18 protein-coding genes and 2 tRNA genes are annotated in these 18502 nt (G+C 63.0%); 9 read left to right on the top strand and 11 right to left on the bottom strand.

Annotated features, from left to right (window positions below):
• Positions 1-4 precede the first annotated feature (4 nt).
• From HFGMBDPB_RS02580 to HFGMBDPB_RS02550, 7 genes are all read left to right on the top strand, one after another.
• Positions 5-81, top strand: a tRNA-Pro gene (locus HFGMBDPB_RS02580).
• 128 nt (positions 82-209) lie between these two features.
• Positions 210-1952, top strand: a complete 1743-nt coding sequence (pilB, locus tag HFGMBDPB_RS02575) for a type IV-A pilus assembly ATPase PilB (RefSeq protein ID WP_203400446.1) — start codon at positions 210-212, stop codon at positions 1950-1952.
• A 38-nt stretch (positions 1953-1990) separates the two neighbouring features.
• The gene (locus HFGMBDPB_RS02570; RefSeq protein ID WP_212644850.1) at positions 1991-3208 is read left to right on the top strand and encodes a type II secretion system F family protein; all 1218 of its coding nucleotides are present in this window, start codon (positions 1991-1993) and stop codon (positions 3206-3208) included.
• Positions 3208-4101, top strand: coding sequence for a prepilin peptidase (locus HFGMBDPB_RS02565; protein WP_016445609.1), 894 nt, complete (start codon positions 3208-3210; stop codon positions 4099-4101). Before HFGMBDPB_RS02570 ends, HFGMBDPB_RS02565 begins: the two co-directional genes overlap by 1 nt.
• Positions 4102-4115: 14 nt before the next feature.
• A complete protein-coding gene (coaE, locus tag HFGMBDPB_RS02560) occupies positions 4116-4754 on the top strand; it encodes a dephospho-CoA kinase (RefSeq protein ID WP_212644849.1) in 639 nt (212 codons plus the stop codon).
• An 89-nt stretch (positions 4755-4843) separates the two neighbouring features.
• Entirely contained in the window at positions 4844-5599 is a 756-nt protein-coding gene (gene zapD, locus HFGMBDPB_RS02555; protein ID WP_016445607.1) for a cell division protein ZapD, read from the top strand.
• Entirely contained in the window at positions 5599-5853 is a 255-nt protein-coding gene (locus tag HFGMBDPB_RS02550) for a DNA gyrase inhibitor YacG (protein ID WP_016451023.1), read from the top strand. The genes zapD and HFGMBDPB_RS02550 overlap by 1 nt, the downstream gene beginning before the upstream one ends.
• A 10-nt stretch (positions 5854-5863) precedes the next feature.
• Here HFGMBDPB_RS02550 and HFGMBDPB_RS02545 read toward each other — a convergent pair whose 3' ends face one another.
• The 4 genes from HFGMBDPB_RS02545 to secA all read right to left on the bottom strand — a co-directional run bounded on the left by HFGMBDPB_RS02545 (position 5864) and on the right by secA (position 11673).
• Positions 5864-6370: a (deoxy)nucleoside triphosphate pyrophosphohydrolase gene (locus tag HFGMBDPB_RS02545; protein WP_016445605.1), complete on the bottom strand. Its 507-nt coding sequence runs from the start codon at positions 6368-6370 to the stop codon at positions 5864-5866.
• A 50-nt stretch (positions 6371-6420) separates the two neighbouring features.
• Complete coding sequence (locus tag HFGMBDPB_RS02540; protein WP_016451022.1) at positions 6421-7377, bottom strand: ATP-binding protein; 957 nt, start codon at positions 7375-7377, stop codon at positions 6421-6423.
• Between the two features lie 165 nt (positions 7378-7542).
• Positions 7543-8775 carry a bifunctional glutamate N-acetyltransferase/amino-acid acetyltransferase ArgJ gene (gene argJ / locus HFGMBDPB_RS02535; protein ID WP_212644848.1) on the bottom strand — a complete coding sequence of 411 codons (1233 nt, stop codon included), beginning with the start codon at positions 8773-8775 and terminating at the stop codon, positions 7543-7545.
• Positions 8776-8925: 150 nt separating this feature from the next.
• Positions 8926-11673, bottom strand: coding sequence for a preprotein translocase subunit SecA (gene secA / locus HFGMBDPB_RS02530; protein ID WP_212644847.1), 2748 nt, complete (start codon positions 11671-11673; stop codon positions 8926-8928).
• Positions 11674-11983: 310 nt separating this feature from the next.
• Between secA and HFGMBDPB_RS02525 the strand changes: the two genes are divergently transcribed.
• Complete coding sequence (locus tag HFGMBDPB_RS02525; protein ID WP_016445601.1) at positions 11984-12289, top strand: hypothetical protein; 306 nt, start codon at positions 11984-11986, stop codon at positions 12287-12289.
• A gap of 69 nt (positions 12290-12358) precedes the next feature.
• On the opposite strand, the gene HFGMBDPB_RS02520 is transcribed toward HFGMBDPB_RS02525, so the two are convergent.
• The 6 genes from HFGMBDPB_RS02520 to petA all read right to left on the bottom strand — a co-directional run bounded on the left by HFGMBDPB_RS02520 (position 12359) and on the right by petA (position 16690).
• Positions 12359-12434 (bottom strand) — tRNA-Thr (locus HFGMBDPB_RS02520).
• 99 nt (positions 12435-12533) lie between these two features.
• A complete protein-coding gene (locus HFGMBDPB_RS02515) occupies positions 12534-13064 on the bottom strand; it encodes a ClpXP protease specificity-enhancing factor (RefSeq protein WP_212644846.1) in 531 nt (176 codons plus the stop codon).
• 110 nt (positions 13065-13174) lie between these two features.
• On the bottom strand, positions 13175-13786 hold the full coding sequence (locus tag HFGMBDPB_RS02510) for a glutathione S-transferase N-terminal domain-containing protein (RefSeq protein ID WP_012207298.1): 612 nt from the start codon (positions 13784-13786) through the stop codon (positions 13175-13177).
• 104 nt (positions 13787-13890) lie between these two features.
• On the bottom strand, positions 13891-14646 hold the full coding sequence (locus HFGMBDPB_RS02505) for a cytochrome c1 (protein WP_016445599.1): 756 nt from the start codon (positions 14644-14646) through the stop codon (positions 13891-13893).
• Between the two features lie 17 nt (positions 14647-14663).
• Positions 14664-16079 (bottom strand): cytochrome b, encoded by a 1416-nt coding sequence (locus HFGMBDPB_RS02500; protein WP_016451018.1) that lies wholly within the window; start codon positions 16077-16079, stop codon positions 14664-14666.
• 14 nt (positions 16080-16093) lie between these two features.
• Entirely contained in the window at positions 16094-16690 is a 597-nt protein-coding gene (gene petA / locus HFGMBDPB_RS02495) for a ubiquinol-cytochrome c reductase iron-sulfur subunit (RefSeq protein ID WP_016445597.1), read from the bottom strand.
• Between the two features lie 149 nt (positions 16691-16839).
• Between petA and mscL the strand changes: the two genes are divergently transcribed.
• Complete coding sequence (gene mscL / locus HFGMBDPB_RS02490; protein WP_212644845.1) at positions 16840-17268, top strand: large conductance mechanosensitive channel protein MscL; 429 nt, start codon at positions 16840-16842, stop codon at positions 17266-17268.
• A 92-nt stretch (positions 17269-17360) separates the two neighbouring features.
• Here mscL and pdxA read toward each other — a convergent pair whose 3' ends face one another.
• Positions 17361-18422, bottom strand: a complete 1062-nt coding sequence (pdxA, locus tag HFGMBDPB_RS02485) for a 4-hydroxythreonine-4-phosphate dehydrogenase PdxA (RefSeq protein WP_203400444.1) — start codon at positions 18420-18422, stop codon at positions 17361-17363.
• Positions 18423-18502 lie beyond the last annotated feature (80 nt).

The following is an 18502-nucleotide window of genomic DNA, read 5'->3' as shown; positions in this document are numbered from 1 at the left end:
GCAACGGGGTGTAGCTTAGCCTGGTAGAGCGCTACGTTCGGGACGTAGAGGCCGGAGGTTCGAATCCTCTCACCCCGACCATCTGGTCATTCCATCTCCATCACACCATTGCGCCAGGTTCAAGACCCAGGCGTGTAACAGTGTGTCTGGCATTCCAAGTGCTCAGTGATGATAGGATAAATGTCCTTTCCTCTCACACGTCTTGCTACATGGCTGTTGCTGACTCCTCGCTCAAGAATGCATCCGCTGTCGCATCGCTTCCCGGCATCGGGCGGGCCTTGATTTCAGCAGGCAAGGTATCGCAACAGGCAGCGGAAGCGGCTGCCGGCAAGGCCGCCACCAATCGCACCTCGTTCATTGCAGAACTGAGCGTCGCCGGCACCCTCTCTGCCCTGGAAGTGGCGGAGACGGTTTCCACCATGTTCAGCGCGCCGCTGCTCGATCTTGATGCGGTCGACGCCATGCGCCTGCCGCAGGATCTGCTGGACGCCAAGATCATCAGCACCTATCGCGTCCTGCCTCTGAGCAAGCGCGGCAACCGCCTCACGGTGGCCACCGCCGACCCGACGCAGCAGGAAGCCGCCGAGCAGATCAAGTTCACCACCCAGTTGGGCGTGGACTGGATCATCGTCGAAGCCGACAAGCTGGAGCGACTGATCGCGCAGCAGAACAAAAGCGCCAGCGAGGCCATGGACAGCTATGGCGGCAGCGGCGACTTCGAGTTCGGCGACCTCAAGCCTGATGAGGCGGCAGAGGAAAAGGACAACTCGGCCGCAGCAGACGTCGAAGATGCGCCCATCGTCAAGTTCCTGCACAAAATGCTGCTCGACGCCTTCAACATGCGCGCGTCGGACTTGCATTTCGAACCCTACGAGCACCAGTACCGCGTGCGCTTTCGCATTGACGGCGAGCTGCGTGAAATTGCATCGCCGCCCATTGCCATCAAGGAGAAGCTGGCCTCGCGCATCAAGGTGATCTCGCGCATGGACATCTCGGAAAAGCGTGTCCCGCAGGACGGGCGCATGAAGCTCAAGGTCGGCCCGGACCGCGTCATCGACTTTCGCGTCAGCACGCTGCCCACGCTTTTCGGCGAGAAGATCGTGATCCGTATCCTGGACCCGAGCTCGGCCAGGATGGGCATCGACGCCCTGGGCTATGAACCCGAGGAGAAGGCACGCCTGCTTGAAGCCATCAGCCGCCCCTACGGAATGATTCTGGTCACAGGCCCCACCGGCTCGGGCAAGACAGTGTCGCTGTACACCTGCCTGAACCTGCTGAACAAGGCCGGCGTGAACATCGCCACGGCGGAAGATCCTTCGGAAATCAACCTGCCCGGCGTCAACCAGGTCAATGTGAACGAAAAGGCCGGCCTCACCTTTGCCACTGCGCTCAAGGCTTTTCTGCGCCAGGATCCCGACATCATCATGGTCGGTGAAATCCGCGATCTGGAAACGGCCGACATCTCGATCAAGGCAGCGCAAACCGGCCACTTGGTGCTGTCCACCCTGCACACCAATGACGCACCGACCACGTTGACGCGCATGCGCAACATGGGCATTGCGCCCTTCAACATCGCATCGAGCGTGATCCTGATCACCGCCCAGCGCCTGGCCAGGCGCCTGTGCCCTCAATGCAAGGAGCCGGCTGACATTCCGCGGGAGGCCCTGATCGATGCAGGCTACGACGATGCGGACATTGACGGCAGCTGGGTCACCTACAGGCCCGTCGGCTGTCCGGCATGCAACAACGGCTACAAGGGCCGCGTAGGCATCTATCAGGTGATGCCTATCAGCGAGGAAATCCAGCGCATCATCCTGCAGGACGGCAGTGCACTGGAGATCGCCGCACAGGCCAAGCGCGAAGGCGTGCGGTCGCTGCGTGGATCGGGTTTGCACAAGGCCAGACAGGGACTGACCTCGCTCGAAGAAGTGCTGGCAGTCACCAATGAGTAAATAGCGCGGACAGCGCAGACAACAAACGAGGGAGCACGATGGCCACAGCCGCGTCCAAGGGAATCAAGGAATTTGTCTTCGAATGGGAAGGCAAGGATCGCAACGGCAAGATCATCCGAGGCGAGACCCGGGCCGGGGGCATCAACCAGGTCCAGGCCACGCTGCGCCGCCAGGGCGTGCTGCCCAGCAAGATCAAGAAGCGCCGCACACGCGGCGGCAAGAGGATCAAGCCAAAGGACATTGCGCTGTTCACCCGCCAGATGGCAACGATGATGAAGGCGGGCGTCCCGCTGCTTCAGGCCTTCGACATTGTCGGACGGGGCAACACCAACCCCAGCGTGACGCGCCTTCTGGCCGATATTCGCGCCGACGTGGAGACCGGCACCTCGCTGAACGCAGCCTATCGCAAGCACCCCATGTACTTCGATAGCCTCTACTGCAATCTGGTGGAGGCGGGCGAAGCGGCCGGTATCCTGGAAGCCCTGCTTGACCGCCTGGCCACGTACATGGAGAAGACCGAGGCCATCAAGTCCAAGATCAAATCGGCGCTAATGTACCCGATCTCGGTCATCGTCGTGGCCTTCATCGTCGTGACCATCATCATGATTTTCGTGATCCCGGCCTTCAAGGAAGTGTTCAGTTCATTCGGCGCCGACCTGCCGGCACCGACGCTGTTCGTGATGGGCATCAGCGATGTCTTTGTTCAATGGTGGTGGTTGATCTTCGGCGTGATTGGCGGCGGTCTCTACTTCTTCATGCAGGCCTGGAAGCGCAACGAGCGCATGCAGCAATTCATGGACCGTACGCTGCTGAAGGTGCCGGTCTTTGGCGTGCTGATCGAGAAATCCTGCGTCGCACGCTGGACTCGCACGCTGTCGACCATGTTTGCCGCGGGCGTCCCATTGGTCGAGGCACTGGATTCTGTCGGCGGCGCATCCGGCAATGCTGTGTATGCCAATGCCACGGAAAAGATCCAGCAGGAAGTCTCCACCGGCACCAGTCTCACCGTGGCCATGACCAATGCCAATGTCTTTCCGTCCATGGTGCTGCAGATGTGCGCCATCGGCGAGGAATCCGGCTCCATCGACCATATGCTGGGCAAGGCGGCCGATTTCTATGAAGAAGAGGTCGATGACATGGTGGCTGGCCTGTCCAGCCTGATGGAGCCCATCATCATTGTTTTCCTGGGCACCCTCATCGGCGGCATCGTGGTTTCGATGTATCTACCCATCTTCAAGCTGGGCCAGGTGGTCTGATGGTTTTGGAACTCTGGATGCAGGCTGCATTGGGCGGCCTGCTGGGCCTGTTGGTTGGCAGCTTTCTCAACGTGGTGGTACATAGGCTGCCCCGCATGATGGAGCAGCAATGGAATGCGGAATGCGCCCAATGGGCGCAAGAGCAATCTTCATCCTCCGCCACGCCATCGCCCGCCACAGCGCCGCCGCCTGCCGAGGCGCCCCTGAGCCTGAGCCGCCCCCGCTCGCGCTGCCCGCATTGCGGTCATGCCATCCACTGGTACGAGAATATTCCCGTGCTCAGTTATCTGGCGCTGCGAGGCCGGTGCTCCGAATGCAAGGCGTCGATCAGCATCCGCTATCCGCTGGTGGAATTGGCCTGCGCCGCGCTGTTTGCCTACTGTGCGGCGCAATGGGGCATCACGCCCACAGGCGCTGCCTGGTGCCTTTTCAGTGCGGCCTTGCTGAGCCTGGCATTGATCGACTGGGACACCACACTGCTTCCCGACGACATCACCCTGCCCTTGCTGTGGGCCGGACTGCTGTCGTCGGCGCTGCACTGGACCGCCGTGCCTCTGGCCGACGCGGTATGGGGCGCTGCAGCGGGCTATCTCTCGCTGTGGCTGGTTTACTGGGCCTTCAAGCTGGCCACCGGCAAGGAAGGCATGGGCTACGGCGACTTCAAGCTGTTTGCCGCGCTGGGCGCCTGGTTCGGCTGGCAGGCACTCGTGCCCATCATCCTGATCTCGTCGGTGATTGGCGCCATCGTGGGCATCGCGTTGAAGATCAACAGCCGCCTGCGTGAGGGCGGCTATGTTCCCTTCGGCCCCTTTCTGGCGGGCGCCGGCTTTGCAGCCATGGTGTTCGGACCGCAGCAGATGCTGCAATCCCTATTGGCGGCCTTGGGCCTTTGATTCAACACTGCGGCATGGCCCCCAGCATCACCCCGCCCTTGCTTGCACGCCCGTTTCGGCTGGGCCTGACGGGCGGCATTGGCAGCGGCAAGAGCACCGTCGCAGCGCAACTGGGCTTGCGCGGAGCGGCCGTAATCGATGCTGACCAGATCTCTCGCAGCCTCACCGCCCCCGAAGGTGCTGCTCTGCCCGAGATAGCGCGCGTCTTCGGGCCCGAACTGATTGACGCCAGCGGCGCCCTGGACCGCACGCGCATGCGCGAACTGGTCTTTCAGCAGCCCTCGGCACGACAGCAGCTGGAGGCCATCGTCCATCCCCTCGTGGCGCAGCAGACGGCCCGGCAAGTGGAGCAGGCCACAGTGGCTGGGTGCCGACTCATCGTGCATGACATTCCCTTGCTCGTGGAGTCCGGCCGCTGGCCTGCCATGCTTGATGCGGTGCTGGTCGTTGACTGCCGCACCGAAACGCAGATCGCTCGCGTGATCGCGCGCAACGGATTGCCACGCGAGGCGGTGCAGGCCATCATCTCGGCCCAGGCCACACGTGCGGCACGGCTGGCAGCCGCCGACTGGGTGCTCTACAACGACGAGGCCATGACGATAGAGGCTTTGCGCGCATGCACCGATCGAATCTCTGCATGGTTCGGGCTATGATGCACGCCATGGCTTGGCCTGTGCGTGTAATTCAGCATGTGCACGACGTAGACAGCTGATTCCTGTGCACCCCGAGGAGCCCAGCAAGCGTGATCCTGTACGAATATCCTTTCAATGAGCGCCTGAGGACCTACCTCCGGTTGGAACAGCTATATCGCCGCCTGAGCGAGTTGCTGTCGCGCGCTCATTCCATCGATCACCATTTTGCGCTGGTCACCATCTTCGAGATCATGGACGTGGCGGCACGTACCGACCTGAAGACGGACGTGCTCAAGGACCTTGAGCGCCACAAAAGCCTGCTCGACAGCCTGCGCGGCAATCCCGACATTGCCGAGCACATGCTTGACCAGGTCTCACGCCATGTGGAGCAGTGCTTTGCCCAGCTCAATGCCCAGAACGGCAAGGCCGGCCAGACCCTGACTGAAAACGAGTGGCTGATGGCCGTGCGCAGCCGCATCGGCATCCCCGGCGGCACCTGCGGCTTCGACCTTCCTGCCTATCACGCCTGGCAGTTCCATGATCCCCAGATACGCCTGCGCGATCTGGAGGACTGGGCCAGCACCCTGACCCCGCTGGGTCAGTCGCTGCAATTGCTGCTCAAGCTGCTGCGCGAAACCGGCGTGCCGCAATGGGTGGCTGCCGAAAAAGGCGTGTTCCAGCAGGCCATGCCGCCCGGCCGCAGCTTTCAGCTGCTGCGCCTGCGCATAGACCCGTCGTTGAATCTGGTTCCGGAGATCAGCGGCAACCGCCTGCTGGTTTCGGTGCGCCTGCTCCGCCCCGAGAACGGCGCCAAGCCTCAACCCTGCAGCGAAGATGCCTCGTTCGAGGTCACGCTTTGCAGCTGATGGACAAGACGGCCGACATGCCCTCGAGCGCCCCCGCCCCCCAGCCCGCCAGCCTCTCTTCTGCCGGCCCCACGGTGCGCTGCCCGACCTGTGCAGGCCCCAGCCTGTTCGCACCAGCCAACCGTTTCCGCCCCTTCTGCAGCGAACGCTGCCGCCAGATCGACCTGGGCGCATGGGCAAATGAGGAATTCCGCGTGCCTGCACCGATGCCGCCCGAGGATGCGCCCTTCGGCGATCCTCGCACCGAGCCTTGATCAGGCCCGATCAGGCTTTCGGCTGGCCTGCCTCGTAGAACCCGGCATCGAAAGGCAGCCCGCGTTCCTCGCTCAGCCACTGCAGCACCGGATAGGCACCTGGCAGCACCGGATGCACCTGCAGCGGAAGTTGCTGCCAGGCCATCTGCTGGCCTTCACGCATCTCGAACTCCCCGCTCCAGCGCGTGACCTTGCACCAGTGCAGGCGCACCAGGGCATGCGGATAGTCATGCTCGGTCACCTTCCAGACTTCAGCGGCCGCGATCTCTACGCCCAGTTCCTCTTGCATCTCGCGGCGCAAGGCCTGCTCCACGGTCTCACCGGCTTCGATCTTACCGCCCGGAAACTCCCAGTAGCCTGCATACGGCTTGCCCGGCGGACGGCTGGTGATCAGCAACGCGCCATCGGACTCGCGAAGCAGCACGCCGACGGCGACCTCGGTGTGCTTGCGCCGCACTGGCGCCTGCGACTCGGCCGCCTCAGCGCGGGCCTTGGGGGAGATTTCTTTTTCAGTCACTTGATCTTTCGCAAAAAAGTCTGCCCAGCCCAGGGCCAGGCAGCAGGTGCTCAGAGTTCAGCCTCTTCAGCCAACCCCTGGACATCGGCGATGCCGGTCTGGCGCTGACTCGGGCGCTCGGCACGGCCCGCATAGTCGCGCGCAAACTGGTGGGCCACGCGACCGCTGCGTGAACCGCGCTCCAGCGCCCAGACCAGGGCCTCCGGGCGTGCCGCCTCGATCGTGGCCTGGTCCAGGCCCAGGGCCTCCAGCCACTGTGCCACCACGCGCAGGTACTCATCCTGGCTGAACGGGTAGAAGCTCACCCACAGGCCGAAACGCTCGGACAGCGAGATTTTTTCCTCGATCACCTCTCCGGGATGCAGCTCCCCATCCTCGCCGCGCTGGTAGGTCAGATTCTCGGACTGGTACTCCGGCAGCAGATGGCGGCGATTGCTGGTCGCATAGACCAGCACGTTCGGGCTGGCGGCGCTGACCGATCCATCCAGAATGGACTTCATGGCCTTGTAGCCAGGCTCGCCTTCCTCAAAGCTCAGATCGTCGCAATAGATGATGAACTTCTCGGGCCGGCCGGCCACCACATCGACGATGTCGGGCAGGTCGGTCAGATCGGCCTTGTCCACCTCGATCAGGCGCAAGCCCTGCGACGCAAAGGCATGCAGGCAGGCACGGATCAGCGAGGATTTGCCCGTGCCGCGCGCGCCGGTGAGCAGCACGTTGTTGGCCGTGCGGCCGGTCACGAACTGCTCGGTGTTGCGCGCGATCTTTTCCTTTTGCACATCGATGTTCTGCAGGTCGGACAGCTGCATGGCGCCGACATGGCGCACGGGCTCCAGCAAACCGCAGCCGTTGGCGCGCTTGCGATAGCGCCAGGCGATGGAGGCACTCCAGTCGGCGGGGGATTGCAGCGGCTGGGGCAGGATGGCCTCGATGCGCTGCATCAGCTGCTCGGCGCGCTGCACGAGTTGCAGCAAGGGGGCGGCGACGGCTTCTGTGGGCAATGTCATGGATGTCTCTCGAATACGGATCTCACGGCCACCGACGCTGGATATGCCCGGGAATCGAGATGGATCTCATGCCAACGCCAGAGCTTTTGCGCGCCGGCCGCCATTGAAAGCTGGCAGCAGCCAGGCACAAGGCCTGCGGCTGCCGGCGGCACGGTGGGTGGAGAGTCAGGAGCGGTAGTCGGCGTTGATGCTCACGTAGTCGTGGCTCAGATCGCAGGTCCACACGGTCTGCTCGGCCTGCCCTCGGCCCAGTAGCACGCGCACGATGATCTCCTGCTGCTTCATCACGCGCTGGCCGTCTTCCTCCTGATAGGCAGGGTTGCGGCCGCCATTGACTGCGACATGCACATCGTTCAGGTACAGGTCGATCTTGGTCTGGTCCAGATCGTCGATGCTAGCATAGCCCACCGCCGCAAGGATGCGGCCCAGGTTCGGATCGCTGGCAAAGAACGCCGTCTTGACCAGGGGTGAATGCGCGATGGAATAGGCCACGAGGCGGCACTCAGCCTCGGTCTTGCCGCCCTCCACCTTGACGGTGATGAACTTGGTGGCGCCTTCGCCGTCGCGCACGATGGCCTGGGCCAGCAGGCGCGACACATCCAGCAATGCAGCCTTCAGGGCCTGGCCTTCGGCACTGGTCAGCGAAGTGATCTGCGCATTGCCGGCCTTGTGCGTGGCGACCAACACAAAGGAATCGTTGGTCGATGTGTCGCCGTCGATGGTCACGCGGTTGAACGATCCGTCGGCCAGCTCCTTGACCAGAGGCTGCAGCAGTTCGGGTGCGATGGCGGCGTCGGTGGCCAGAAAGCCCAGCATGGTCGCCATGTTGGGGCGAATCATGCCTGCACCCTTGCTGATGCCGGTGATGCTCACACGCTTGCCGCCAATGTCCACGGCGCGGCTGAAGGCCTTGGGCAGGGTGTCGGTGGTCATGATGCCTTCGGCGGCCGTGCCCCAGTTGTCGGCCTTGGCTGCTGCGATGGCAGCTGGCAGGCCGGCGGCGATGCGATCCACGGGCAGCTCTTCCATGATCACGCCAGTGGAGAACGGCAGGATCTGCTCGGGCTTGAGCTGCAGCAGCGCAGCCAGATCCGCACAGGTGCGGCGCGCGCGCGCCAGTCCGTCAGCGCCGGTGCCGGCATTGGCATTGCCTGTGTTGATGACCATGGCACGGATGGCGCCGGACGTCTGGGCCAAGTGCTCGCGGCTGACCTGCACGGGCGCTGCGCAGAAACGGTTCTGCGTGAACACACCCGCCACCGAAGCGCCCTCGTCGAGCAGGAACACGGACAGGTCCTTGCGGTTGGCCTTGCGCACACCGGCTTCGGTGACGCCGATGCGAACGCCGTCGATCGCCAACAGGTCGGCGTGCACGGGAGCGGAGAGATTCACAGGCATTGAGGGGCTTCCTACAGTGAAAGAAAAACGCGCTCCATTATCGGAACAAACCGGGGCGGCACGTATTTCATCGACCTTAAAAAAGAAAACGGCACGGAGTGCATCCGTGCCGTTTTCCGTGTCTTGCGGCGTCTTACGACGCCGGCCGCATCACGACAGCTTGCCGTGGCACTGCTTGTACTTCTTGCCGCTGCCGCAGGGGCAGGGATCATTGCGGCCCACGCGAGCGCCTTCGGGCAACTCCAGCGGCTCGTCTTCGACGGAGCCACCGATGTCGCCATCCGAGGGAGCGCCATAGGTCATGTGCTCCAGGCTGTGGGCGCTGCGCTGCTCCATGGCCTCGGTGGCCTGCTCCACCTGTTCGCGCGACTGCACCTGCACGGTCATCAGCACGCGCGTGACTTCGGTCTTGACCTGGTCGATGAGCTGGCGGAACAGCTCGAAAGCCTCGCGCTTGTATTCCTGCTTGGGCTGCTTCTGGGCATAGCCACGCAGGTGGATGCCCTGGCGCAGATAGTCCAGCGCGGACAGGTGGTCACGCCAGTTGGTATCAAAGCTTTGCAGCAGCACGGCGCGCTGGAATTGAGTGAAGTTCTCGCGTCCGATCAGCTCGACCTTGGCCTCGAACACTTCACGGGCAGCCTGCAGCACCTTCTCGAGGATCTCCTCGTCGGTGATGGCATGCGCGGACTGCACTTGCGATTGCAGCGGCAGCTGGATGCGCCATTCGCTTTCCAGCGCCTTTTCCAGGCCGGCCAGGTCCCATTGCTCTTCCATGGACTCGGCGGGCACGTACTGGCGCACCAGGTCGGACACCACGTCATCGCGCATCACCGTGATCATCTCGTGCAGGTCCGAGGCGTCGAGGATCTCGTTGCGCTGCTGGTAGATCACCTTGCGCTGGTCGTTGGACACGTCGTCGTATTCGAGCAGCTGCTTGCGGATGTCGAAGTTGCGGGCCTCGACCTTGCGCTGAGCGCCTTCGATGGAGCGGGTCACGATGCCGGCTTCGATGGCTTCGCCATCGGGCATCTTCAGGCGGTCCATGATGGCGCGCACACGGTCGCCCGCGAAGATGCGCATCAGCGCATCGTCCAGGCTCAGGTAAAAGCGCGAGGAGCCGGGGTCGCCCTGGCGGCCCGAACGGCCACGCAGCTGGTTGTCGATACGGCGAGATTCGTGGCGCTCCGTGGCGATGATGCGCAGGCCACCCAGGGCCGAGACCTTGTCGTGCTCGATCTTCCAGTCAGCGCGCATCTGTTCGATGCGCTGCTGGCGTTCGGCTTCGGACAGGGATTCATCGGCCTCGACAGCCGCAACCTGCTTTTCGATGTTGCCGCCCAGCACGATGTCGGTACCACGACCGGCCATGTTGGTGGCGATGGTGATCATGCCGGGACGGCCGGCCTGGGCCACGATGTCGGCCTCGCGCTCGTGCTGCTTGGCGTTGAGCACCTGGTGGGGCAGGTTTTCCTTGTTGAGCAGCTCGTCGATGATTTCCGAGTTCTCGATCGAGGTCGTACCCGCCAGCACGGGCTGGCCGCGCTCATGGCATTCGCGGATGTCGCGGATCGCCGCCTCGTACTTCTCGCGCGTGGTCTTGTAGACGCGGTCGAGCTGGTCGTCGCGCTTGCTGGGACGGTTGGGCGGAATCACCACGGTTTCGAGGCCGTAGATTTCCTGGAATTCGTAGGCTTCGGTATCGGCCGTACCCGTCATGCCCGCCAGCTTGCCGTAGAGACGGAAGTAGTTCTGGAAGGTGATCGAGGCCATGGTCTGGTTCTCGGCCTGGATGGTCACGCCTTCCTTGGCCTCGACAGCCTGGTGCAGGCCATCGCTCCAGCGCCGGCCCGCCATCAGGCGGCCCGTGAATTCGTCGACGATGACGATCTCACCGTTCTGCACCACGTAGTGCTGGTCACGGTGGTAGAGATTGTTGGCGCGCAGCGCCGCATACAGATGGTGGACCAGGGTGATGTTGGCCGGGTCGTAGAGCGAGGCGCCCTCGGCAATCATGCCGGCATGGCCCAGCAGGCGCTCGGCGGCTTCGTAGCCCTGGTCGGTCAGGAATACCTGGTGGCTCTTTTCGTCCACCGTGAAGTCGCCGGGCTTGGTCACGCCTTCGCCCGTGCGGGGATCGGCCTCGCCTTCCTGGCGCACCAGGTTGGGCACGATCTTGTTCATGGCCACGTACATGGCCGTGTGGTCCTCGGCCTGACCGCTGATGATCAGCGGCGTGCGGGCCTCATCGATCAGGATGGAGTCCACCTCGTCGACGATGGCGTAGTTGAGCACGCGCTGAACGCGGTCGCCCGACTCGTAGACCATGTTGTCGCGCAGGTAGTCGAAGCCGTATTCGTTGTTCGTACCGTAGGTGATGTCGCTGTTGTAGGCGGCCTGCTTTTCCTCGCGCGGCATGTTGGGCAGGTTGATGCCCACCGACAGGCCGAGGAAGTTGTACAGCTTGGCCATCCAGGTGGCATCGCGGTTGGCCAGATAGTCGTTCACCGTCACCACGTGCACGCCATTGCCCGACAGTGCGTTCAGGTAGACCGGCAGCGTGGCGGTCAGCGTCTTGCCTTCGCCGGTGCGCATTTCCGCGATCTTGCCGTAGTGCAGTGCCATGCCGCCCAGCAACTGGACGTCGAAGTGGCGCATCTTCATGACACGCTTGGACCCTTCGCGCACCACGGCGAAGGCTTCGGGCAGCAGGTCGTCCAGCGACTCTCCCTTGGCCACACGCTCCTTGAATTCCTGCGTCTTTGCGCGCAGATCCTCGTCGCTGAGCTTCTCGTAGTCGGGCTCCATCGCATTGATGCGAACGACCGTCTTGCGGTATTGCTTGAGAAGCCGATCGTTTCGGCTGCCGAATAGTTTGGTGAGGAAGTTGGTGGCCATGCGAAAAAGACACACCGCCACCCACTGAAGCGGACTGCGGTGTGCCTGGAATCCCTAGATTGTTGGATTTCAGATGGGGCCGCTCCACCTGCCTGCAAGTACCCTGCTGGAGAACACATGCGGCCGGGCTGAAGCGAGAACCGAACAATTGATTCTAACTGTCTCTGTCCAACCCTCTTCCAGGCAGGCCGACGCATGCGGCCGCAGAGCCCTGAACCCGAATTCCCGGACCCGCGCCGCCCTGCAGATGCTGCTATAACGAGGGTCCCGGCTGGCGCATGCCTACGCTGCCTGACCAGCCTTCAAGCCCATGACCTTCACACGCCGCAACCACGCCGTCACCGCCCTGCACGCTGTCGAGAACTCGCCGACACTGGCCCGGCTCGCCCAGCTCACACGCGACTCCAGCAATCGCCTGACGGCCATCCTGCCCCTGGTGCCGCCGCTGCTGCGCGACAGCCTGCAGGCAGGCCCCATCGAGGGCAGCACCTGGTGCCTGCTGGTGCGCAACAACGCGGCAGCGGCCAAGATACGCCAGCTGCTGCCGGCCATGGCCGCCCACTTGCGCACCAAGGGCTGGGATGTGGCCGAGATCCGCCTCAAGGTCCAGGCCTGACCGGCCACTGAAGAGCGGCTGCCGGAATCGGGGCACGGAAATGAAAAAAGGCCTCCTGAGGAGACCTTCTGGTGCCGGTTGTCGGATTCGAACTGACGACCTACCGCTTACAAGGCGGGTGCTCTACCAACTGAGCTAAACCGGCGAAGCACGCATTCTAGCGCAGAAAAATGCTGCCTCAGACTTTCCCGATGGGGCCAAGCACGCTTGCGGGAGCAACGGCATGCGCGCCGATGCGAAAAACCTACTTGACCAGCTTCAGCGAAGGCCGCGTGCCCGAAGGCGGCGGCGTGCGCGGTGGCTCTTCGTCATCACCTTCGCTGTGGATGCTCACCAGCTGCACCACGCGCTCGTCGGATGCAGGCTCGGCCGGCACCTCAGCGGCGGCGTCCTGTGGCACAGGCTCATCGAATGCCTGCCCGGGCGAAACATCGTTGTCGGCTTCGGCCTCGGGCTCCGGCGCCGGGAAAGCCATGCCTTGCCCGGTCTCGCGTGCGTAGATGGCCATCACCTGCTCCACGGGCACCATGATTTCGCGGGGCTTGCCGCCAAAGCGGGCCGTGAAGCTGATGAAGTCATTGCCCATCTGCAGGCCGCTGGTGGCGTCGTAGCTGACGTTGAGCACGATCTCGCCGTCGCGCACAAACTCGCGCGGCACCTGCACATTGCGGTCCACACGCACGGCGATGTGGGGCGTGAAGCCGTTGTCGGTGCACCACTCGTACAGTGCCCGGATCAGGTAGGGGCGGGTGGAAGTTGCTTCGGGGGCAGTCATGACGATCCCAGGAAATGAGTGGTCTGAGTGGTCGGAACACGAAAACGGGCAGGATGGCGACCGGTTGACCGCCTTCCCTGCCCGCGCAATCAGTCGTCAACCGATGCGAATTACTTGCGCATCACCTTCTCGGAAGGCGTCAGCGCTTCGATGTAGGCAGGGCGCGAGAAGATGCGCTCGGCGTACTTGAGCAGCGGGGCGGCGTTCTTGGACACCTCGATGCCGTAGTAGTCCAGGCGCCACAGCAGCGGGGCGATGGCCACGTCCAGCATGGAGAAGTTCTCGCCCAGCATGTACTTGTTCTTGAGGAACACGGGAGCCAGCTGCGTCAGGCGGTCGCGGATGTGGGCGCGGGCCTTCTCGATGGCCTTTTCGTTGCCCTTGACGTTGCGCTCCTCGAGCGTGCTCACGTGGACGAACAGTTCCTTTTCGAAATTCAGCAGGAACAGGCGCACGCGGGCGCGGTCCACCGGGTCGCCGGGCATCAGTTGGGGGTGCGGGAAGCGCTCGTCGATGTACTCGTTGATGATGTTCGATTCGTACAGGATCAGGTCGCGCTCGACCAGGATGGGCACCTGGCCGTACGGATTCATCACGCTGATGTCTTCAGGCTTGCTGAACAGGTCCACATCGCGGATCTCGAAGTCCATGCCTTTTTCGAACAGGACGAAGCGGCAACGGTGTGAAAAGGGGCAGGTCGTTCCCGAATAAAGCACCATCATGGTGGAGGCTCCTAAAAATCAAAAAGAGTGGGTCGCTCGCGGCGCCCACTCTGCACACAGTTCAGCCGCAGCAATTGCTTGCACGGCCTTCTGCAGTCACGGTTTTATTTGACGTCTTTCCAGAACGCGGCGTTGAGGCGCCATGCGATGAAGATGAAGACCGCCAGGAAAAGCAGCACACCCACGCCAATGCGGGTGCGGCTGTTCTGTGCCGGCTCACCCATCCATTGCAGGTAGTTCACCAGATCGCCAACTGCCTGATCGTACTGCACTGCGCTCATGCTGCCAGGAGAGACCTGCTCCCACCCCTTGAAAACCTGGGTCTTCACACCGTGCTCCTCGGCTTCTTCGAAGATGGCGCGGCGCTCGCCCTGCAGTTGCCACAGCGCATGGGGCATGCCCACGCTGGGGAAGGCCAGATTGTTCCAGCCCGTGGCCTTGGTGTCGTCGCGGTAGAAGGTGCGCAGGAAGGTGTAGAGGTAGTCGGCGCCCGTGCCGTTGTGCCCGGCACGCGAACGTGCGATCACCGTCAGATCCGGAGGATTGGCGCCGAACCACTCCTTGGCTTCCTTGGGGTTGATGGCCGCCTTCATGGTCTCGCCGACCTTGTCGGTGGTGAAAAGCAGGTTGTCCTTGATTTCCTGCTCGGTCAGCCCGATGTCCTGCAGCCGGTTGAAGCGCATGAATGCGGCCGAGTGGCAGCTCAGGCAGTAGTTGACGAACAGCTTGGCGCCGTTTTGCAGCGATGCCGTGTCATTCGTCTTGCCCGGGGCCTTGTCCCAGGCGATGCCGCCTTCGGCAGCCTGTGCACCGGTCACGATGCCCAGGGCCGCGATCAACGTGAGAATCAGTTTCTTCATTGTTGTTCTCTCCAGCTTCAGTGCGGCTTGAACGTCACACGATCGGGAACGGGTTTTGTCTTGCCCAGACGGCTCCACCAGGGCATCAGCAGGAAGAAGCCGAAATAGAACAGCGTTCCGACCTGGGACACGCGCTCGCCGATGGGCGAAGGCGGCTGCACGCCGAGATAGGCCAGGATCACGAAGTTGATCACGAAGATGCCATAGAGATACTTGTGCCAGCTCGGGCGGTAGCGGATGGACTTGACCGGGCTGCAATCGAGCCAGGGCAGCGCGAACAGGATGATCACGGCACCGCCCATCACCACCACACCCCAGAACTTGGCATCGATGGACAGCATCATGGCGATGACACCCAGGGCCACGATGGCGACCACGCCCTTGACGGCGGCCGGCAGGCGCGACTTGAGCACGCCAAAGCCCGCACCCAGCACCACGCAGGCGATGAGCACGTACATCATCTCGCTGGTGATGGCACGCAGCATCGAGTAGAACGGCGTGAAGTACCAGACCGGCGCAATGTGCGAAGGCGTCTTCAGCGGATCGGCCGGGATGAAGTTGTTGTACTCCAGGAAGTAGCCGCCGAACTCGGGCGCGAAGAACACCACGGCCGAGAACAGGAACAGGAACACCGTCACGCCGAAGATGTCGTGCACCGTGTAGTAGGGATGGAAGGGAATGCCGTCCAGCGGATGGCCCTTGGCGTCCTTGGGCGCGTTGGGGCCCTTGATCTCGATGCCATCCGGGTTGTTGGAGCCCACATCGTGCAGCGCCAGCAAGTGGGCCACGACCAGGCCCAGCAGCACCAGGGGCACGGCGATCACGTGGAAGCTGAAGAAGCGGTTGAGCGTGGCATCGCCCACCACGTAGTCGCCACGGATCAGCAGCGCCAGGTCAGGGCCGATGAAGGGGATCGCCGAGAACAGGTTCACGATCACCTGGGCGCCCCAGTACGACATCTGGCCCCAGGGCAGCAGGTAGCCCATGAAGGCCTCGGCCATCAGCACCAGGAAGATGGCGCAGCCGAAGATCCAGACCAGTTCACGCGGCTTGCGGTACGAACCGTACAGAAGGCCGCGGAACATGTGCAGATAGACCACGACGAAGAAGGCCGACGCGCCCGTGGAGTGCATGTAGCGGATCAGCCAGCCCCAGGGCACATCGCGCATGATGTACTCGACCGAGGCGAACGCCTTCTCGGCGTCCGGCTTGTAGTGCATCACCAGGAAGATGCCGGTGACGATCTGGATCACCAGCACCAGCAGCGCCAGCGAGCCGAAGATGTACCAGAAGTTGAAATTCTTCGGAGCGTAGTACTCCGACATGTGCACGCGATAGGCGTCGAAAGCCGTGGGAAAACGGTTCTCGAACCAGTTCGTGAGCTTGGCGCCGGCGGGCGCATTCGGATCGATGTCCTTGAATTCGTGGGCCATTGTTCTTGTCTCCCTCAAGCCTTGTCTTCACCAATGAGGAGCTTGGTCTCCGACAGGTACATGTGCGGCGGCACCTGCAGGTTGTCGGGAGCCGGCTTGTTCTTGAAGACACGGCCAGCCATGTCGAAGGTCGAGCCATGGCAGGGGCACAGGAAGCCGCCCTTCCAGTCGCTGGGCAGCGAGGGCTGGGCGCCCGGCTGGAACTTGTCGGAAGGCGAGCAGCCCAGATGCGTGCAGATGCCGACGACGACCAGCACTTCGGGCTTGATCGAGCGGGCCTCGTTCATCGCATAGGGCGGCGTGAACTCTTCAGGGTGGCGCTTGGATTGGGGATCGGCCAACTGGCTGTCCAGTTCGGGCAGCTCCTTGATCTGGTCAGGCGTGCGCTTGATGATCCAGACGGGCTTGCCGCGCCACTCGACCGTGAGCTTCTCGCCGTCCTTGAGGGCGGAGATATCGACCTCCACTGCAGCCCCGGCGGCTTTGGCCTTCTCGGATGGCTGGAAGGTGCTCACGAACGGGACGGCTGTCGCCACGCCGCCCACCGCACCAGCGCACGCCGACGTGATGATCCACGTCCGCTTGCTGGAGTCGATTGGAGTGTCACTCATGGGGTTCCTCGAACTACGTCGCTTGAGTTGGGGTCAACAATAAATTGTAGCGGGGCGAGTATGGTTATTCCATGCTGCTTGTGCCGTTGACAGGCTCCAAAGCCGCGCAATACTGCGCTATCTCAAACTCTTTCCAGATGGAGCCAGCCATGGGCATGATGCAGGAATTTCGTGAGTTCGCAGTTAAGGGAAACGTGGTAGATCTCGCCGTGGGCGTCATCATTGGTGGAGCGTTTGGCAAAATCGTTGATTCCGTGGTAAACGACCTGATCATGCCGGTCGTGGGCCTGGTTTTCGGCAAGCTGGACTTCTCCAATCTGTTCGTCGTGCTGGGCAGCGTACCCCCCGGAACGGCGATGACGCTCGATGCGCTCAAGAAGGCCGGCATCCCCGTATTTGCCTATGGAAACTTCATCACGGTGGCAGTGAACTTCATCATCCTGGCCTTCATCATTTTCATGATGGTCAAGCAGATCAACCGCCTGCGCCGCGAGGCACCGGCAGCCCCCGCTCCCGCGCCCGTCACCCCCGAAGACATCGTGCTGCTGCGCGAGATTCGCGACAGCCTCAAGCGCTGAAATCCGTGTTTTGACGCAAATCAAAACGCCCGTGGCATGGTTGCCACGGGCGTTTTCCATTACTGCAGATTCCCGATGCTTGGGCTAGCCATTCAAGCCGCCAATTTGCGCGCCATTCGCACGGCCTCAATCAGGCTTCCGGCCTCTGCAACACCCTTCCCCGCAATATCGAAAGCCGTGCCGTGGTCCGGACTGGTGCGTACCAGCGGCAGCCCCAATGTGACATTCACGCCTTTTTCCACGCCCAGGTACTTCACGGGAATCAGTCCCTGGTCGTGGTACATGGCCAGCACCGCGTCGAACTCGCCGGGATGGCCAGGAGCATTGCGGGCGCGCATGAACACCGTATCGGGCGCAAAAGGTCCGTGGGCGTCCAGGCCCTCGGCGCGCGCCTGGGCGATGGCCGGGGCAATGATCTCCACCTCCTCGCTGCCGAACAGGCCGCCCTCGCCCGCATGCGGGTTCAGCCCTGCCACACCGATCCGCGGCGGGCGGCCCAGGCTGCGAGACAGGGCCTCATGCGTGATGCGCAAGGTCTGCAGCAGGTTGTCCTTCGTTACCGCATCGATCGCCTTGCGCAGCGAGGTATGGATGCTGACCAGCACCGTGCGCAGCTCATCGTTGGCCAGCATCATGCGCACCGGCATGTGCGACAGCTCCACGCCCGCGTGTCGGGCCGCCTCGAATTGCAGCAATTCCGTGTGGCCGGGGAAGTCCACGCCTGCGGCATGCAGCGCCTCCTTGTGCAGCGGCGCCGTCACCAGAGCCGCGATCTCGCCGCGCAAGGCAGCCCGCGCAGCCCAGACCACGCAGCGCGCGGCCGCGTCACCGGCGCTGGCGCTCACCTGCCCCCAGGGCGCAGGACCGGGCAGCCCGGGCAGCTCCAGCAAAGGGACGCAATGGGGCGGCACCTGCCACAGTTGCTCGGCCGACTCGATGACGGCCACGGGCATGGGAATGGCGTTGTCGCCATCGCGCGCACGCGCCGCCACGGCGGCTGCCCGGCGCAGCGTCTGCAACTCGCCGACGACGAAGCAGCCGCGCATCTGCTCGGGCGCGTCCATGAACGCCTTGGCAATGGTCTCGGGCCCCACCCCGGCAGAGTCGCCCTGGGTGATGGCCATCAAGGCCGTGGACTGTGTGGAATCAGGCATTTTCAGTATCCGGATCAGGCAAGCCGGGCATTCGCGCCGCGCTTGCAGCAAAAGGCCTCGCCCCCTGGGCGGGCCAATAG

This window comes from Delftia sp. PE138 (assembly GCF_018320755.1).
In the GTDB taxonomy this organism is placed as follows: domain Bacteria; phylum Pseudomonadota; class Gammaproteobacteria; order Burkholderiales; family Burkholderiaceae_C; genus Comamonas; species Comamonas tsuruhatensis.
This window is presented reverse-complemented; position numbering and strand designations above follow the sequence as displayed.

What these genes read in the sequence shown, in the direction of transcription:
- petA (WP_016445597.1), bottom strand. Translation starts at nt 16,690, where the DNA reads ATGAGTGACACTCCAATCGACTCCAGCAAGCGGACGTGGATCATCACG.
- mscL (WP_212644845.1), top strand. Translation starts at nt 16,840, where the DNA reads ATGGGCATGATGCAGGAATTTCGTGAGTTCGCAGTTAAGGGAAACGTG.
- HFGMBDPB_RS02525 (WP_016445601.1), top strand. Translation starts at nt 11,984, where the DNA reads ATGACCTTCACACGCCGCAACCACGCCGTCACCGCCCTGCACGCTGTC.
- HFGMBDPB_RS02505 (WP_016445599.1), bottom strand. Translation starts at nt 14,646, where the DNA reads ATGAAGAAACTGATTCTCACGTTGATCGCGGCCCTGGGCATCGTGACC.
- secA (WP_212644847.1), bottom strand. Translation starts at nt 11,673, where the DNA reads ATGGCCACCAACTTCCTCACCAAACTATTCGGCAGCCGAAACGATCGG.
- HFGMBDPB_RS02570 (WP_212644850.1), top strand. Translation starts at nt 1,991, where the DNA reads ATGGCCACAGCCGCGTCCAAGGGAATCAAGGAATTTGTCTTCGAATGG.
- pdxA (WP_203400444.1), bottom strand. Translation starts at nt 18,422, where the DNA reads ATGCCTGATTCCACACAGTCCACGGCCTTGATGGCCATCACCCAGGGC.
- HFGMBDPB_RS02515 (WP_212644846.1), bottom strand. Translation starts at nt 13,064, where the DNA reads ATGACTGCCCCCGAAGCAACTTCCACCCGCCCCTACCTGATCCGGGCA.
- HFGMBDPB_RS02510 (WP_012207298.1), bottom strand. Translation starts at nt 13,786, where the DNA reads ATGATGGTGCTTTATTCGGGAACGACCTGCCCCTTTTCACACCGTTGC.
- coaE (WP_212644849.1), top strand. Translation starts at nt 4,116, where the DNA reads ATGGCCCCCAGCATCACCCCGCCCTTGCTTGCACGCCCGTTTCGGCTG.
- HFGMBDPB_RS02550 (WP_016451023.1), top strand. Translation starts at nt 5,599, where the DNA reads ATGGACAAGACGGCCGACATGCCCTCGAGCGCCCCCGCCCCCCAGCCC.
- HFGMBDPB_RS02540 (WP_016451022.1), bottom strand. Translation starts at nt 7,377, where the DNA reads ATGACATTGCCCACAGAAGCCGTCGCCGCCCCCTTGCTGCAACTCGTG.
- HFGMBDPB_RS02565 (WP_016445609.1), top strand. Translation starts at nt 3,208, where the DNA reads ATGGTTTTGGAACTCTGGATGCAGGCTGCATTGGGCGGCCTGCTGGGC.
- pilB (WP_203400446.1), top strand. Translation starts at nt 210, where the DNA reads ATGGCTGTTGCTGACTCCTCGCTCAAGAATGCATCCGCTGTCGCATCG.
- argJ (WP_212644848.1), bottom strand. Translation starts at nt 8,775, where the DNA reads ATGCCTGTGAATCTCTCCGCTCCCGTGCACGCCGACCTGTTGGCGATC.
- HFGMBDPB_RS02500 (WP_016451018.1), bottom strand. Translation starts at nt 16,079, where the DNA reads ATGGCCCACGAATTCAAGGACATCGATCCGAATGCGCCCGCCGGCGCC.